The organism is Streptomyces sp. NPDC047085 (assembly GCF_040643735.1).
In the GTDB taxonomy this organism is placed as follows: domain Bacteria; phylum Actinomycetota; class Actinomycetes; order Streptomycetales; family Streptomycetaceae; genus Streptomyces.
Map to the genome: position 1 here is coordinate 64427 of NZ_JBEYUW010000018.1, position 15478 is coordinate 79904.

15 protein-coding genes are annotated in these 15478 nt (G+C 70.8%); 11 read left to right on the top strand and 4 right to left on the bottom strand.

Features of this window, described 5'->3' with window-relative positions; all coding sequences use genetic code 11:
* Positions 1–61 precede the first annotated feature (61 nt).
* Positions 62–1018: a DMT family transporter gene (locus ABZ865_RS38570; RefSeq protein ID WP_361241056.1), complete on the top strand. Its 957-nt coding sequence runs from the start codon at positions 62–64 to the stop codon at positions 1016–1018.
* Here the strand turns inward: ABZ865_RS38570 and ABZ865_RS38575 are convergent.
* Positions 906–1799, bottom strand: coding sequence for a LysR family transcriptional regulator (locus ABZ865_RS38575; protein ID WP_361241059.1), 894 nt, complete (start codon positions 1797–1799; stop codon positions 906–908). The two genes, ABZ865_RS38570 and ABZ865_RS38575, sit on opposite strands and share 113 nt — an antisense overlap.
* 143 nt (positions 1800–1942) lie before the next feature.
* On the opposite strand from ABZ865_RS38575, the gene ABZ865_RS38580 reads away from it, so the two are divergent.
* From ABZ865_RS38580 to ABZ865_RS38625, 10 genes are all read left to right on the top strand, one after another.
* Complete coding sequence (locus ABZ865_RS38580) at positions 1943–3400, top strand: menaquinone biosynthesis decarboxylase (protein ID WP_361241062.1); 1458 nt, start codon at positions 1943–1945, stop codon at positions 3398–3400.
* On the top strand, positions 3397–4299 hold the full coding sequence (gene mqnP, locus ABZ865_RS38585) for a menaquinone biosynthesis prenyltransferase MqnP (RefSeq protein WP_361241065.1): 903 nt from the start codon (positions 3397–3399) through the stop codon (positions 4297–4299). The genes ABZ865_RS38580 and mqnP overlap by 4 nt, the downstream gene beginning before the upstream one ends.
* Before the next feature lie 118 nt (positions 4300–4417).
* Positions 4418–5089 carry a UbiX family flavin prenyltransferase gene (locus tag ABZ865_RS38590; protein ID WP_361241068.1) on the top strand — a complete coding sequence of 224 codons (672 nt, stop codon included), beginning with the start codon at positions 4418–4420 and terminating at the stop codon, positions 5087–5089.
* A gap of 58 nt (positions 5090–5147) precedes the next feature.
* Complete coding sequence (locus ABZ865_RS38595) at positions 5148–5603, top strand: Lrp/AsnC family transcriptional regulator (RefSeq protein WP_097253023.1); 456 nt, start codon at positions 5148–5150, stop codon at positions 5601–5603.
* A gap of 39 nt (positions 5604–5642) precedes the next feature.
* Positions 5643–6806 carry an aminofutalosine synthase MqnE gene (gene mqnE / locus ABZ865_RS38600; protein ID WP_361241072.1) on the top strand — a complete coding sequence of 388 codons (1164 nt, stop codon included), beginning with the start codon at positions 5643–5645 and terminating at the stop codon, positions 6804–6806.
* A 4-nt stretch (positions 6807–6810) separates the two neighbouring features.
* On the top strand, positions 6811–7335 hold the full coding sequence (locus tag ABZ865_RS38605) for a GNAT family N-acetyltransferase (RefSeq protein WP_361241074.1): 525 nt from the start codon (positions 6811–6813) through the stop codon (positions 7333–7335).
* A gap of 86 nt (positions 7336–7421) precedes the next feature.
* Complete coding sequence (locus ABZ865_RS38610) at positions 7422–7697, top strand: DUF4229 domain-containing protein (protein ID WP_361241077.1); 276 nt, start codon at positions 7422–7424, stop codon at positions 7695–7697.
* A gap of 9 nt (positions 7698–7706) precedes the next feature.
* Positions 7707–8357, top strand: a complete 651-nt coding sequence (locus ABZ865_RS38615; protein ID WP_361241080.1) for a TetR/AcrR family transcriptional regulator — start codon at positions 7707–7709, stop codon at positions 8355–8357.
* Positions 8358–8516: 159 nt separating this feature from the next.
* Positions 8517–10610, top strand: coding sequence for a hypothetical protein (locus ABZ865_RS38620; protein ID WP_361241083.1), 2094 nt, complete (start codon positions 8517–8519; stop codon positions 10608–10610).
* On the top strand, positions 10610–12157 hold the full coding sequence (locus ABZ865_RS38625; RefSeq protein ID WP_361241295.1) for a hypothetical protein: 1548 nt from the start codon (positions 10610–10612) through the stop codon (positions 12155–12157). Before ABZ865_RS38620 ends, ABZ865_RS38625 begins: the two co-directional genes overlap by 1 nt.
* A 27-nt stretch (positions 12158–12184) precedes the next feature.
* Here ABZ865_RS38625 and ABZ865_RS38630 read toward each other — a convergent pair whose 3' ends face one another.
* Genes ABZ865_RS38630 through ABZ865_RS38640 form a run of 3 tightly spaced genes read right to left on the bottom strand, consistent with a single transcriptional unit; the run spans position 12185 to position 15475 of the window.
* Positions 12185–12628, bottom strand: coding sequence for a hypothetical protein (locus tag ABZ865_RS38630; RefSeq protein WP_361241086.1), 444 nt, complete (start codon positions 12626–12628; stop codon positions 12185–12187).
* Between the two features lie 25 nt (positions 12629–12653).
* Positions 12654–13751 (bottom strand): c-type cytochrome biogenesis protein CcsB, encoded by a 1098-nt coding sequence (gene ccsB, locus ABZ865_RS38635; RefSeq protein WP_361241089.1) that lies wholly within the window; start codon positions 13749–13751, stop codon positions 12654–12656.
* Complete coding sequence (locus ABZ865_RS38640; protein WP_361241092.1) at positions 13748–15475, bottom strand: cytochrome c biogenesis protein ResB; 1728 nt, start codon at positions 15473–15475, stop codon at positions 13748–13750. Before ABZ865_RS38640 ends, ccsB begins: the two co-directional genes overlap by 4 nt.
* Positions 15476–15478: the final 3 nt, after the last annotated feature.

Sequence of the window (15478 nt, forward strand, 5' to 3'; positions counted from 1 at the left end):
TCGGCAGGACGCCCCAGCAGCGCGTGGACCGGCCCCGGTGCCCGCTCGTAGCGTCGTCGCCATGACCTCAGACAACAGGGGCACGGCCCAGCTGACGACCGCGATGGTGCTGTCCGGCACCCTCGGCGTCTTCGTCGTCGAGTCGGGCGCCTCGCCCTTCAACGTCGTCTTCTTCCGCGTCCTGTTCGGCGCCCTCGCCCTCGGCGGCTACGTCCTCGCGCGGGGCTGGCTGCGCGGCCACGGCTTCACCCCGCGCACGCTCGGACTCGCCGTCCTGGGCGGGGTGTTCATCGTCTTCAACTGGGTGCTGCTGTTCTCCTCGTACGAGAACACGTCCATCTCGGTCGCCACGGTCGTCTACCACACGCAGCCCTTCTACGTTGTCCTCCTCGGCGCCCTCCTCTTCCGCGAACGGCTCACCGCCGCCAAGGCCGGCTGGATCCTGCTGGCGTTCGCGGGCCTGATCCTGGTGTCGGGCGTCACTCCCGGCGACTTCACGGGCGGCGGGTCGTATCTGACCGGCATCGGGCAGGCCCTGCTGGCCGCGCTCCTCTACGGCCTCTCCACCCTGGTCACCAAGCGGATCACCGGCGTACGCCCGCACCTGATCGCCCTCGTCCAGGTCCTGGTCGGCATCCCGCTGCTGCTGCCCTTCACGGACCTCGGCGCGATGGCCGGCACCGGCGCCGACTGGGGCTGGCTGGCCGGGCTCGGGATCGTTCACACCGGCGTGATGTACGTCCTCATGTACGCCGCCTACGCCCAGCTCCCCACCGCGAAGATCGCAGTCCTGGCCTTCGTCTACCCGGCGGTCGCGATGCTGATGGACTGGGCGGTGTACGGCCACCACATCGGTCTCGTCCAGGCGTTGGGCGTGCCGCTGATCGTGACGGCGAGTCTGAAGGTCACCCTGGCCCGGCCTGCTCGGACAGCAGCCGCCGCGCCCGCTCCACGAACAGCCGCGCATGCGCCGGAAGCCGCTTCCCGGCCCGCCACGCCAGCTGCGTGCGAAGCGTGAACGGAGGCTCCCAGCCGAGTCGTACCAGGGAGCCCTCCGCGAGTTCGGCGGCGACCGTCACCTCGGGCAGCAGCGCGATCCCGAGGCCGGCCGCCGCCGCGCGCTTGGTCGCCTCGATCGTGCCGAACTCCATGAACGCCACCGGCTTGAGAGCCGTCAGCTCCCGCTCGAACAAATCCCGGTAGGCACAGCCAGGTTCGGTGGCCAGCAGGGACTCGCCGGTCAGCTCCGCCGTCGCGACCGGCCCACCGCCGGCCAAAGGGTGCCCGGGGGCCGCGACCAGCGCCAGCGGCTCCACCGCCAGCACCGCGCTCTCCAGCCCCGGGTGCTCGGTCTCCTCCTCCATCAGGAACCCGACGTCGTACGTGCCCTGGCGCAGCGCCTGCCGGGTCTCGTCGCCGATGGTGGTGCGCAGCGCGAGCCGCACCTTGGGGTGGCGGTGGTGGAAGTACTCCAGCAGCGGGGGCAGCCGGTAGGAGGTCAGGGACTCCATGGTGCCGACGGTCAGCGTCCCCGACGGCTCCTCCGGCTCGGTGACCGCGGCCCGGGCCTCCTCGGCCAGCTCGATGATCTGCCGGGCGTAGGGCAGCAGCCGCTCGCCCGCCTCGGTGAGCCGGATCCTGCCGCCGAGCCGGTCGAACAGCTCGACGCCGAGCGAGGACTCCAGCATCCGGATCTGACTGGTCACGCTGGACTGCGCGTACGACAGCTCGGCCGCGGCCCGGGTGAAGCTCAGCACGGTGGCCACCTTCTCGAAGGTGACGAGCAGCCGCAGCTCCATCGGTCCCCCTGACATGAGACGGCCCCGGTGACCGGGCCAGGGTAACCGGTGACAGCTGTGCCATCCCGGGGGGCGACCCCCGGACCCCCGGCCGGGCAGGGGGCGCGCAAGGACAAAGCGGCCCGTCGGCGATACTTGAGCGCATGGCTTACGACGATCTTCGCTCCCTGCTGCGGGCACTGGAGCGCGAGGGAGACCTCAAGCGGATCAAGGCCGAGGTCGACCCGTATCTGGAGGTCGGGGAGATCGTCGACCGGGTGCAGAAGTCCGGCGGTCCGGCGCTGCTCTTCGAGAACGTGAAGGGCTCGGCGATGCCCCTCGCGATGAACGTCTTCGGGACCGACCGCCGCCTGCTGAAGGCGCTGGGCCTGAAGTCGTACGGGGAGATCTCCGAGAAGATCGGCGGGCTGCTGCGGCCCGAGCTGCCGCACGGCTTCGTGGGCGTGCGCGAGGCGTTCGGGAAGCTCGGCGCGATGACGCACGTGCCGCCGAAGAAGGTGAAATCCGACAATGCCCCGGTGCAGGAGGTCGTCCTGACGGGCGACGATGTCGACCTCGACGCGCTGCCCGCCCTGTTCACCTGGCCCAAGGACGGCGGCTCCTTCTTCAACCTGGGGCTCACCCACACCAAGGACCCGGAGACGGGGATCCGCAACCTCGGGCTCTACCGCCTTCAGCGCCACGACAAGCGCACCATCGGCATGCACTGGCAGATCCACAAGGACAGCCGCAACCACTACCAGGTGGCCGCGCGGCGGGGTGAGCGCCTGCCGGTCGCCATCGCCTTCGGCTGCCCGCCCGCCGTGACGTACGCCTCCACCGCGCCGCTGCCCGGCGACATCGACGAGTACCTGTTCGCCGGGTTCATCGCGGGCAAGCGGATCGAGATGGTCGACTGCAAGACCGTCCCGCTCCAGGTCCCGGCGAACGCCGAGGTCGTCCTGGAGGGCTGGCTGGAGCCGGGCGAGATGCTGCCGGAGGGCCCCTTCGGCGACCACACCGGCTTCTACACCCCGCAGGAACCGTTCCCGGCCCTCACGATCGACTGCGTGACGATGCGGAAGCGCCCGCTGCTCCAGTCGATCGTCGTCGGCCGGCCCCCCACGGAGGACGGCCCCCTCGGCCGCGCCACGGAACGCTTCTTCCTGCCGCTCCTGAAGATCATCGTCCCGGACATCGTGGACTACCACCTGCCCGAGGCGGGCGGCTTCCACAACTGCGCGATCGTCTCGATCGACAAGAAGTACCCGAAGCACGCCCAGAAGGTCATGCACGCGATCTGGGGGGCCCACATGATGTCCCTCACCAAGCTGATCGTGGTCGTGGACTCCGACTGCGACGTGCACGACCTGCACGAGGTCGCCTGGCGGGCCCTCGGCAACACCGACTACTCCCGCGACCTCACGGTCGTCGAAGGCCCGGTCGACCATCTCGACCACGCCTCCTACCAGCAGTTCTGGGGCGGCAAGGCGGGCATCGACGCCACGAAGAAGTGGCCGGAGGAGGGCTACACCCGCGACGGCGGGTGGCCGGACATGGTCCTGTCGGACCCGGATACGGCGGCCCTGGTGGACCGCCGCTGGAAGGAGTACGGGCTGTGAGTTCCGCGTCCGCCGCCCTCCCGCAGCCAGGACGCACCAAGGCGTTCCTGCGTCTGGTGATGATCGAGCACTCGGTCTTCGCGCTGCCCTTCGCCTACATCGCCGCGCTGACCGCGATGTTCCAGTGGGACCGGAACATCCACTGGGGCCGCCTGCTGCTGGTCACGATCTGCATGGTCGGCCTGCGCACCTTCGCCATGGCGGTGAACCGGATCATCGACCGCGAGATCGACGCCCGGAACCCGCGCACGGCCCACCGCGAGCTCGTGACCGGCGCGATGACGGTGAAGCACGCCTGGACGGGCGCGCTCATCGCCCTGGTGGTCTTCCTGGGCGCCGCGGCCCTCCTGAACCCGCTGTGCCTGGCCCTGGCCCCCGTCGCGGTGATCCCGATGGTGGTCTACCCGTACGGCAAGCGGTTCACGAACTTCCCGCAGGCCATCCTGGGCCTGGCCCAGGCGATGGGCCCGGTCGGCGGCTGGCTCGCCATCAGCGGCGAGTGGTCCTGGCACGCGGTGATCCTCGGCCTGGCCGTGGGCATCTGGATCGGCGGCTTCGACCTGATCTACGCCTGCCAGGACGTCGAGACCGACCGGGAGATCGGCGTCATGTCGGTCCCGGCCCGCTTCGGCATCCCGGCCGCGATCTGGGGCGCCCGCGTCTGCCACGCGATCACCACGGCCCTCTTCGTCTGGTACGCCCTCGCCACCCACGCCGGCGCGTTCTTCTGGCTGGGCCTGCTCATCGTCGCGGGAGCCTTCCTCTACGAACACCGCATCGTCCGCCCGCACGACCTGTCCCGGCTGAACAGGGCGTTCTTCAGCACGAACGGCTTCATCGGGATCTCGCTCTTCGTCTTCGCCCTGCTGGACCTGCTGGTGCGGGGTCTCACGCTTTAGTCCGTTCGGGTGAGGCGGGGGCGCAGGTCCGGCCGGAGCGCCGCCTGGGGCAGCCGCCGGACCCGTGGCTGCCCCTCCCGGCCTGATACGTGCCCCGACCCGCCGGTACGCTCAAGGTGTGAACGCAGGAGAAACGCAGCGCGCGCCTTGGATCGTGGGGGTGTCCGGAGCTTCCGGGACGCCGTACGCGGCTGCCGTGCTGCGGGCGCTGCTGGGTGCGGGGGAGGCGGTCGACCTGGTGGTCAGCCGGGCCGCGCGGCTGACGCTGCTGGACGAGACGGGGATCTCGTTCCGGGACGCGCACTGGCAGGAGGACCTGCGGGAATGGCTGGCCCGGGGGGCCGACGGCAAGCCCGGGACCTTCGACGTGGACGTCAGCGGGGTGCGGTACTGGAGCGCGGGGGATCTCGCGGCGGGGCCGTCCTCGGGGTCGTACCCGGCCAAGGGAATGCTCATCGTCCCGGCCTCCACGGCCTGTGTCGCCGGTGTCGCCCTGGGGCTGTCCAAGGACCTGCTCCAGCGTGCGGCGAGCGTCACACTGAAGGAGCGCAGGCCGCTGGTCGTGGCCGTACGGGAGGCCCCGCTGAACGGGCAGACCCTGCGGCACCTGGTGGCGCTGGACGACGCCGGCGCGAGCGTGGTGCCGGCCTCGCCGGCCTTCTACGCGGGCGCCACCCACATTCAGGACCTGGTGGACTTCGTCGCCGGGCGGGTGCTGGACGCGGCGGGCGTCGGGCACGGCCTGTACCGGCGCTGGAAGGGCGAACTGGGCGGCGGCACGGACCAGTAGCGCACTTCGCAGTACCTCTCATCACTTCGGGAACTCTTCAGCGGAAGGCTTCGATCGCATGGACGCGGTGGACAGGCAGCTCATCCAGGCCCTGAGGGAGAACGGCCGGGCCTCGTACGCGGAGCTGGGGCGTCTCGTCGGCCTGTCGGGCCCCAGCGTCACCGACCGCATCAACCGGCTGGAGGCGGCCGGTGTCATCACCGGGTATCGCGCCACGGTGAACGCGGCCTCCCTCGGCCTCGGCGTGACCGCCCTGATCGGCATCTCGCTGTCCGACGCCGCCGACCACGAGGACGTGGCCCAGCGGCTGAAGGAGCTTCCCGAGATCGAGGACTGCTGGTTCATCGCCGGCGACGACTCCTACATGCTCAAGGTGCGGGCGACGGACGTGGACGGCCTGGAGCGGATCATCCGGCGGCTGAGCGGGACCAAGGGCGTGTCCCGGACCCGTACCACCATCGTGTTGTCCACGAAGTGGGAGAACCGGGTCGGGGAACTGCCCGAAGAGGTGTAGGCGTACGGTTGGCTGAGTTGTCGTAGGAGGGAAACAGGCATGGACGTCGGGCTCAAGCGCGAGCTGGAGGAGAAGGTCCGCTCCGGTGAGCGGCTGACCCGCGAGGACGGCATCGCGCTGTACGAGTCGGACGACCTGGCCTGGCTGGGCGGCCTCGCGCACGAGGTGCGGACCCGCAAGAACGGCGACGTGGTGCACTTCAACGTCAACCGGCACCTGAACATGACGAACGTGTGCACGGCGTCCTGCGCCTACTGCTCGTTCCAGCGCAAGCCGGGCGAGAAGGACGCGTACACGATGCGCATCGAGGAGGCGGTGAAGCTCGCCAAGGCGATGGAGTCGGAGAACCTGACCGAGCTGCACATCGTCAACGGCCTGCACCCGAACCTGCCGTGGCGCTACTACCCGCGCTCGCTGCGGGAGCTGAAGGCCGCCCTCCCGAACGTCTCCCTGAAGGCGTTCACGGCCACCGAGATCCACCACTTCGAGACGATCTCCGGTCTGTCGGCCTCCGAGATCCTCGACGAGCTGATCGACGCGGGCCTGGAGTCCCTCACCGGCGGCGGTGCCGAGATCTTCGACTGGGAGGTCCGGCAGCACATCGTGGACCACAAGACCCACTGGGAGGATTGGTCCCGCATCCACCGCCTCGCGCACGAGAAGGGCCTGAAGACCCCGTGCACCATGCTCTACGGCCACATCGAGGAGCCCCGCCACCGCGTCGACCACGTCCTGCGCCTGCGTGAACTCCAGGACGAGACGAACGGCTTCCAGGTCTTCATCCCGCTGCGCTACCAGCACGACTTCGTGGACATGAAGGACGGCAAGGTCCGCAACAAGCTGCAGGCCCGCACCACCATGGCCACCGGCGCCGAGGCCCTGAAGACCTTCGCGGTCTCCCGCCTCCTGTTCGACAACGTCCCGCACGTCAAGGTCTTCTGGGTCATGCACGGCGTGCAGACCGCCCAGCTCGCCCTCCAGCACGGCGCGGACGACATGGACGGCTCGGTCGTCGAGTACAAGATCACGCACGACGCGGACAACTACGGCACCCCGAACAAGCTGACCCGCGAGGACCTGCTGGACCTGATCCGCGACGCCGGCTTCCGCCCGGTGGAACGCAACACCCGCTACGAGATCATCCGCGAGTACGACGGCCCGGACCCGCTGCGCCGTGAGTCTCCGCAGCCGATGCGGGTGTGACCGAGTGGCACTGACCTTCGAGTTGGACCCGGCGGTCTCGCCTGCCCTGCGGGACGACCTGCTCACGCTGTGGGCGGACGTGTCGAACGCGGGCGGCTCCGTCGGGTTCGTGCCGCCGGTGACCGTGGAGGACATACGCCCGGAGCTGGTCAAGCACTTCGTGGCGATGGCCGAGGGCCGCACCCGGCTGCTGGTGGGCCGGGACGAGACCGGGACGGTCGCGGCGACGGCGTTCCTCACCGACAACACGCACCGGCTGATGCGGCACTGGATATGGCTGTACACGGTGATGGTCCACCCGAGGCACCAGGGCAAGGGGTACGGCCGGGACCTGCTGGCCGCCGCCGAGGAGGCGGCCCGGACGCTGGACGGCGTCGAGGCGATACGGCTCACCTGCCGGGGCGGGCTCGGCCTGGAGCGGTTCTACGGCTCCTGCGGCTACAAGGAGGTCGGCCGGGTACCCGGCGCGATCCGGGTCGCTCCGGGCGACGACCGGGACGACATCTTCATGCTGCTGCCCCTGCACTGACCCGGCACCGACCCCGCCGCAAGATCGGGTCCGCGCCGTGCTTCACTGGACGATGACCCGTTTTGGAATCGGAAGACTGGATTGAGATGCTCCGCTACACACTGATGCGCCTCGGCATCTTCGCCGGCTGCCTCGTGGTCGTCTGGGGAGCCGTCTACTCGGGCATCTTCCCGCGCGGCTTCGGCGACTCCAACTTCCTGTGGGTCCTGCTGCTCGCGCTGGTCCTCTCCGCGCCGATCAGCTGGGTCGTGCTGCGCAAGGAGCGGGACAGGGCCTCCGTGCAGATCGTCACCAAGGTCGACCGGATGAAGGCCAACCTGGAGGCCAACCGCAGCCAGGAAGACGCCGTCGGCCCCAACTAGTCTGGCTTCATGGGTTCCGTGAAGACCAGACGGATGCCGAGGGCGGTGCGCGAGCGGCAGATGCTGGACGCCGCCGTGCGGATCTTCGGCCGGCGCGGGTACATGGCCGCCTCGATGGACGAGATAGCCGAACTCGCGGGCGTGTCCAAGCCGTTGGTCTATCTGTACCTGAACTCGAAGGAAGACCTCTTCACCACCTGCATCCGCCGCGAGGCCGCCGCGCTCATGGAGGCCGTCCGCGCCGGTGTCCGCCGTGACCTGCCCGCCGACCGCCAGCTGTGGGACGGGCTCCAGGCGTTCTTCGCGCACACCGCCGAGCACCCCGACGGCTGGGCCGTCCTGCACCTCCAGGCCCGCACCCACGGCAAGGCGTTCGCGGCCGAGGCCGCGGCGCTGCGCGAGGAGATCGTCGCGTTCGTGACCCAGCTGATCGCGGTCGCCGCCCGCGAGGCCCACCGCGACCCCGACCTCCCCGAACACGAGGTCGCCGGGCTCGCCGAGGCCCTGGTGGGCGCCGCCGAGTCCCTCGCCGACTGGGCCAACGCCACGGAGGGCGTCACCGCCAGGGAGGCCGCGTCCACCCTGATGAACTTCGCGTGGTCGGGCCTGGGCAGCCTGATGAGCGGGCGGCGATGGACTCCGCCGACGGGCGAGGTCTAGGGGGTGTATTCCGGATCAGGCTGGCTCCGGCCGACCGATCCGGCCCGGCCGTCACTCCGCGCCCACACTTCGTGACCCAACGGACACCAATGACCCTGGTACGGAGCAACTTCCCCTTTCTACACTGCTGTTGATGGGGGGGTGCGGGTGGGCAGACGATTGCACGGGCGTGGAGCGCTGTTCGACATCGAGCCGGCCGGTCTCGCTCCCCGGCTGGTGGGCCTGCGTCCCGCACAGCACCGGAGTCACCCGTTCGAGCACCCGGCGGAGCCGCCGCTGGTGGTGCTGACGGGGGCGCGCGGGCTCGGCAAGAGCGCGGTCCTCGGCGCGTTACGGGACGCCTACAAGGGGCACACGCCGGTCGCGTTGATCGACTGTGCGGAGGAGCAGTTCGCCGGTCCGCCCGCCGAGCGGCCCGCCGAGTCCTGGTCGCCGGTGGCGCAGGGGCTGCTGGTGATCGCCGAGCAGCTGGCGGAGCCGGTGACGGGCGCCGGGCGGATCACCTTCCCGCGGCTGATGTCGGGGCTGGTGGCGGTGGCCGCGGGCGGCTGGGGCGACGCCGACTCGGAGCGGATCCGCCGGGAGGTCGAGCGGATCCTGCTGCTGAACGAGAGCGGCTCGTGGATCAGCGGGTTCGCCGGGCGCTGGGCCGGGAAGGTGGCGGCGAAGGTGGTGGCCGCGGCCACCGGCACCGGGCCGCTGGTGTCGGGCGCGATCGAGGCGACCCTGGAGTCGGTCGCCGAGGGCTTCGCCAGCCGCCGGCACCAGAAGGCGTCGGTGTGGTACCGGACGTATCCGAACGCCGGCGGGCACGCGCAGCGCGGACTGATCCTGCTGTCGGGCCACTTCCGGGCGGGCGGCACCTCCCGGGAGCACGCCGAGCGGTATCTGGTGCGGGCCCTGCTGGCCGACCTGACGGAGGCGTACGCGGGGATGCTGCCCCGTATGCAGCGCCTGGGGCGGCCGCTGGTGCTGCTCGACAACGCGCAGACCGCGCCCGGCCCGGGGCTGGTGGAGGCGGTGCTGCGGGACCGCGCCGAGGGCGTCGGCGACCAGGTGGCGTTCGTCGCCGCCCGGCGCGGCGAGGGCCGGCAGGAGCTGCGCAGCGCGGTCCGGCGGGAGCTGGCCGAGGTGGCCCGGCGCAGCGACTGGACCCCGGACGCGGCGCCCTCCTCGCGGGCGCTGCTGGTCGCGCTGCCCCCGCTGAGCCCGGACGACACCCTGCACATCGTCGGCGCCATCTGTGAGGACGCGCAGTTACCGGCGCAACTCCCGCACGCCGTCCACCGGCTGGCGGGCGGTAATCCGCTCGGCATCGTGCTGCTCGCCGAGTCCGCCGCGCAGAACCTGCCCGCGGCCTCCGCGCCGGCCGAACTGCTCACCGCCGGCGTCCGCCCGGCCGAGGACCAACCCGCCGTGCCCGCCTACCAGGCGCTGCTGGACCGGCTGGTGCCGGCCGAGCACCTGGAGGAGCTGACCGTGCTGGCCGCCGCCCACGACCACGGCTCGGCCTGCGCCCTGGCGGCGGCGCTGCTCCCGGACACCTTCGGCCCGGCGAACGTACGGGCGTTGCAGACCCTGCTGGCCGAGGAGGGGCTGCCGGTCGTACCCGGCCAGTTCGTCGGGGACCCGTTCGTACGGACCCTGCTGCTGCTCCGGCTGCATCTGCGCGACACCGACCACGCGTCGTGGCGTACGGCGCACGAGACGCTGATCGCCCACTACCCGGACCCGGAGCACGCCCGCTACCGGCTCCACCACGAACTCGCCCTGGGCGTCACGGAACCGGCGGTCGCCCACCTGCGGGACACGTTCCTCACCGAGGACACCCGCACCTGGCTGCGCACCTTGCGGTTCGTCGCGTCGGCGCCGTACTTCCACGCGCATGACGCCGAGGGCCGCGACTTCACCGGCCGCGCCGACCGGCGGGCCGCGGTCGCGCTCGGCCGCACGGACGCCGACCACGCCGTACCGGAGGGCGCGGACGCCGTACTGCACCTGCGGATACGGCGGTTGCTGCACGCGGTGTGGCTGCTGGCGGACCCGCTGGTGCTGCCCGGCCCGCAGGTCGGGGACCGGCTCCGCTTCGAGCTGGAGCAGCTGTCCAACCTGCGGCCGGCGGGCAACGCCCTGCTGTGGCGGGCCTCCCGGGACTGGCCGGCGGCCGCGCTCGCCGGGCGCCCCATGGACGGACCCGGCGACGCGGACGGCGACGCGGACGACGGCCCGGACGACTCGAGGGGGGACGCGTGATGGCGCGCAGGGGTGTGGGCACGTGGTTGCGCGAGGGCGTGTGGGAGATCCCGCTGCGCCGCTATCTGGCCCTGCTGCTGGCGGCCTGCCTGGTGACCGGCCTGGTGTTCGCGATGCGGGCCCTCACCCACGAGGACCGGTCCTGCGCGCCCGGGGTGTCCCGCCCGCAGGACAGCGACGAGTGCGTGGGCGTGGCGACAGGGCCGTACGACTTCGGGCACGCCCAGCTACAGAAGACGGTACGGGCGATCGCGCGGGAGAACGACCGCCTGAAGCCCGGCAGTTACGTCACGGTGGCCCTGATGCTGCCTTACAGCTCGACCTCCCCGACCAACCTGAACGACATCCAGCACCAGCTGCAGGGCGCCTATCTGGCGCAGTACCAGGCCAACCACGCCTCCAACGGGGAGGCGCCGCAGATCCGGCTGGTGACGGCCAATCCGGGGGCCGACGGCGGCCGGTGGCGGGAGACCGTGGACCAGCTGGTCCGCATGACGACGAGCGCGGACCGGCTGCGGGCGGTGGCGGGCATCGGGCAGAGCACCGACAACAACAAGAAGGCCGTCCAGGAGCTGACCCGGCACCACATCCCGGTGGTCGGCTCCTCCATCACCGCCGACGACCTCGCCAACGGGCAGCAGGGCAAGGATCCCTTCCCCGGTCTGGCCCGGGTGGCGCCGACCAACACCGACGAGGCCCGCGCGCTCGCGTCCTTCGCCAAGGTGACGGCGGGCAAGGCGCTGCTGGTGTACGACCGGCCCGGCGACCCGTACACGCGCACGCTGCAGGAGTCGTTCGCGGCGCTGATCAAGGGTTCGCCGTACGAGCCGCAGCCGTTCACGCCGCCCGCCGACCGCAGCCAGGAGGGCACGACCGCGAACACCTTCCGGCAGATCACGCACCTGGTGTGCGACACCTCCCGGGAGACCGACACGATCCTGTTCGCGGGCCGGCACACCCAGCTGCGGCAGTTCATCAACGCGCTGGGCGGACGCGGCTGCCAGGACCGGAGGTTCACGGTGCTGACGGGCGACGAGGCGTCCTACCTGACCCACGAGAAGGTCCTGGACCGCGACGCCCTGCGGCACAACCTCTCCGTCCGCTACACCTCCCTGGCCCATCCGGACGCCTGGACGAAGAGCCCGGCGAAGACGGGCGGTTCGGCGGCGGACTTCCAGGCGCTGCGCACGCTGCTGGCCTCCGCGGAACGCTCACCGGTCGGCCCGATCGGCCCGGTCACCCTGGACGACGGCCAGCTGATCGTCGGCTACGACACCCTGCGCCTCGCGGTGCACGGCATCCGCGAGGCGGTGCCGGACGGGCGGAGCGTCCCGGCCCTGCGGGACGTGGGCCTGCAGTGGCCGCAGGTCAAGGGGTCGCTGCGGGTGGACGGGGCGAGCGGCTGGATCTGCCTGGACGTGCACGGCAATCCGTACGACAAGGCCGTGCCGATCGTCGAGCTGACACCGGAGGGCGGCTCGCGGTTCGTGCGGATCGCCTGGCCGGAGGGGAAGCCGCCGGCGAAGGAGTGCCTGCCGCCGTCGTAGCCGGCCTCGGTCCTCCCAGGTCTCGGCTCAGTCCTCCCAGGTCTCCGCGATGTCCGCGGTGTCCGTGGCAGCCGCGGGCGCCAAGGTTTCGATCAGGCGTTCGAAGCGGGTGCGCCAGCGCTGTTCCGTCTCCGCCTCGCCCTGGAACTCGTGCGTGAAGCGGAGCGCGCTGGCGTCCTCGCCGTCCCGCTCCAGATGGAACCGGACCCGGCCGCCGTCGCCGACGGTGTACTCCGCGACCCGGTCCACGTCCCACGCCGTGACCTGCCCGGCCCCCACGCCCCGCAGGGCCACCGTCCCGCCGAGCCGGGGCTCGAGGACGTCCACGGCGGTGTACCACGCCCCCAGCCCCTCCGGGGTGGCCACCCAGGGCCAGACGTCCTCCATGCGCCTCGGAAGCCGCACCAGGATGTGGATGATGTGCGTGTTCCCGTGGGTCTGGCTGGTGCCCTGTGCGATGGAACCGCTCATGACACCAGTGTCGCCGACCCCGGACTCAGACGCCCGCGTAGGAGTGCTTGCCGCTGACGAAGATGTTGACGCCGTAGTAGTTGAACAGCCAGCAGCCGAAGGCGAGCATCGCCAGGTAGGCGGCCTTGCGGCCCTTCCAGCCGGCCGTCGCGCGGGCGTGCAGGTAGCAGGCGTAGGCGATCCAGGTGATGAAGGACCAGGTCTCCTTCGGGTCCCAGTTCCAGTAGCGGCCCCAGGCGTCGCCCGCCCAGATCGCGCCCGCGATGATCGTGAACGTCCACAGCGGGAAGACGGCCGCGTTGACCCGGTAGGCGAACTTGTCGAGGGAGGCCGAGGCGGGCAGGCGCTCCAGGACCGAGGTGGCGAAGGCACCCGGCTTGCCGCCGGTCTGCAGCTTGTTCTCGTACGAGTCCTTGAACAGGTACAGGATCGTGGCGACCGCGCCGACGTAGAACACCGCGCCGCAGAAGATCGCGGTGGAGACGTGGATGTACAGCCAGTACGAGTGCAGGGCCGGGACCAGCTGGTCGCTGGCCGTGTAGAGGACGGTGACAGCCAGCCCCAGGTCCAGCAGGACCGTGGTGATCAGGAACAGCCCGAGCCAGCGCACGTTCTTCTTCAGCGCCAGCAGCCCGAGGTACACGCCGACGGCGACCGTGGAGAAGGTGATGTTGAACTCGTACATGTTGCCCCAGGGCGCCCGCTGCACGGACGCCGCGCGGGCGACCACGCCGGCCAGCTCCACCAGGAACGCCAGCGCCGTGAGCGAGACGGCGATGCGCCCGTACATGTCGCCCTGCACGTCACCGCCGTGCGCGCCGGGACCGTCCGGCACATCCCGGGCGCCGGACGCGGAGCGCACCACGACCTTCGGCCGCTCCAGCACGGCCGTGCCGCCCGCCTTCTTCACGGTGACGGCCGGACCCTTCGCGGTCTCGGTGTGCGCCGTGAGCGCGGCGGCCGTACGGCCCACCTTGCTGCGGCTGCCGAAGAGCCATTCGGCGATGTACGCGAAGAAGGCCAGCGTGTAGACGGCCATCGACGAGTAGATCAGCGTGTTGCTGATGCTCGCGAGATGTTCGTTGGTGGCGGCGGCGAGATCGGTAGCGGCGGCGAGAGTCACTTCTCAGCCCCTTCGGCAGGTACGACTTCGGGGTCGGGGGTTGCTTCGTTGGACGCTGAAGAGTCGTCGGGGTCGGGTGCCCCCGGCGCCTGGTCGTAGAGGATTCCGGCGAGGTCGCCCAGTTCCTCGGGCACCTTGGCGGACTCGCTGCGGCCGAGCCCGGCCATCTCGACCACCGTGACGCCGTCGGCACCGGTCACCGCCCGCACCCACACGCGGCGGCGCTGGATGAACAGGGACCCGGCCAGACCGAAGATCGCCGCGAGGGCACCGCCCAGCGCCCAGCCGCTGCCCGGCTCCTGGACGATCTCGAAGCCGGCCCATTCCTTGACGTCCTTCTCGAAGGTGATGGACCCGGCGCCGTCCGGCAGCGTGAGCGTGTCACCGGGCCGCAGCAGCTTCTTCAGCAGCTGGCCCTTGCCGTCCTTGAACGCCTTCATGTGCTTCTTGTCCAGCTGGTACACGTTCTGCGAGAGGCCCGCGTCGACCCCCAGGTCGCCGTGGTAGGCGTTCACCGCGAGCAGTGGGTTCACCAGCGAGGGGAACTGCGAGAGCATCGTGCCGGCCTTCGGGTCGAAGGTCGGCACGAAGAAGGCCTGGAAGCCGAGCTGGTCCTTCTTGCCCCGGGCGTCCCGGTAGCCGTCCATCACCTTGATCACGCCGTTGGAGGTGACGTTGCCGTCGAGCGGCAGCAGCGGTACGGCGTCGTGGTAGACGACCTTGCCCCGGCCGTCGCGGACGGTGACGACGGGCGCGTAGCCGTGGCTGACGAGGTAGACCTTGGAGTCGTCGATCTTCAGCGGCTGGTTGACCTGGACGGTGGTGGTCTTCTCCTTGCCGTACGCGCCCTCGCTGTAGGCGATCTTCGCCTCGAAGGTGCGCGGGGTGCCCCGGTTGGGACCGGTCAGCTCATAGGTGGCCTTGAAGTCCTTCAGGTCGAAGCTGAACGGCACGAGGTCGTCGTTCTGGAACATGCTGCCGGACTTGAAATCGTCGTACAGCGGCAGCGCGTTGGAGAAGCCGTCGCCCTCCACCATCAGCTTGGTGCCGTCCGCCTTGTACAGCTGGCCGGAGGCGAAGGCGACCAGCAGCACGATCAGGGCGATGTGGAAGACCAGGTTGCCCAGTTCCCGCAGATAGCCCTTCTCGGCGGCGACGGCGTCACCGGTGCGGTGGGCGCGGAAGCGGCGCTTCTTCAGCAGGGCGAGCGCGGCCTCGCGGACCTGCTCGGGCTCGGCCGTGGTGCGCCAGGTGGTGTAGGCGGGCAGCCGGGTCAGCCGCTTGGGCGCGGCCGGCGGGCGGCCGCGCAGCTGGCCGACGAACTGCCAGGTGCGCGGGACGATGCAGCCGATGAGGGAGACGAACAGCAGGATGTAGATCGCGGAGAACCACACCGAGCTGTAGACGTGGAAGAGGCCCAGCTTGTCGTAGATGGGCGCGAGCGTCTTGTGCGCCTTGCGGAACTCGTCGACCTTGTTCAGGTCGGCGCCGCTCTGCGGGATGAGCGAACCGGGGATCGCGCCGAGGGAGAGCAGCAGGAGCAGCAGCAGCGCGACCCGCATGGAGGTCAGCTGACGCCAGAACCAGCGGATCCAGCCGATGACGCCGAGGCCGGGGACGGAGGCGAGCTCCTCCTGCGGAGCGGTGGACAGCTGGGAGCCGGCCGCGCCGAGGTCCTCCTGGTCCTGGCTCTTGTCGGGCCCCGCTTTTTCAGTAGTGCTCATCGA

Bases quoted from the DNA above. Each gene is read 5' to 3' on its own strand.
- ABZ865_RS38570 (WP_361241056.1), top strand. From the start codon at position 62: ATGACCTCAGACAACAGGGGCACGGCCCAGCTGACGACCGCGATGGTG.
- ABZ865_RS38575 (WP_361241059.1), bottom strand. From the start codon at position 1,799: ATGGAGCTGCGGCTGCTCGTCACCTTCGAGAAGGTGGCCACCGTGCTG.
- ABZ865_RS38580 (WP_361241062.1), top strand. From the start codon at position 1,943: ATGGCTTACGACGATCTTCGCTCCCTGCTGCGGGCACTGGAGCGCGAG.
- ABZ865_RS38595 (WP_097253023.1), top strand. From the start codon at position 5,148: ATGGACGCGGTGGACAGGCAGCTCATCCAGGCCCTGAGGGAGAACGGC.
- mqnE (WP_361241072.1), top strand. From the start codon at position 5,643: ATGGACGTCGGGCTCAAGCGCGAGCTGGAGGAGAAGGTCCGCTCCGGT.
- ABZ865_RS38610 (WP_361241077.1), top strand. From the start codon at position 7,422: ATGCTCCGCTACACACTGATGCGCCTCGGCATCTTCGCCGGCTGCCTC.
- ABZ865_RS38615 (WP_361241080.1), top strand. From the start codon at position 7,707: ATGGGTTCCGTGAAGACCAGACGGATGCCGAGGGCGGTGCGCGAGCGG.
- ABZ865_RS38625 (WP_361241295.1), top strand. From the start codon at position 10,610: ATGGCGCGCAGGGGTGTGGGCACGTGGTTGCGCGAGGGCGTGTGGGAG.
- ABZ865_RS38630 (WP_361241086.1), bottom strand. From the start codon at position 12,628: ATGAGCGGTTCCATCGCACAGGGCACCAGCCAGACCCACGGGAACACG.
- ABZ865_RS38640 (WP_361241092.1), bottom strand. From the start codon at position 15,475: ATGAGCACTACTGAAAAAGCGGGGCCCGACAAGAGCCAGGACCAGGAG.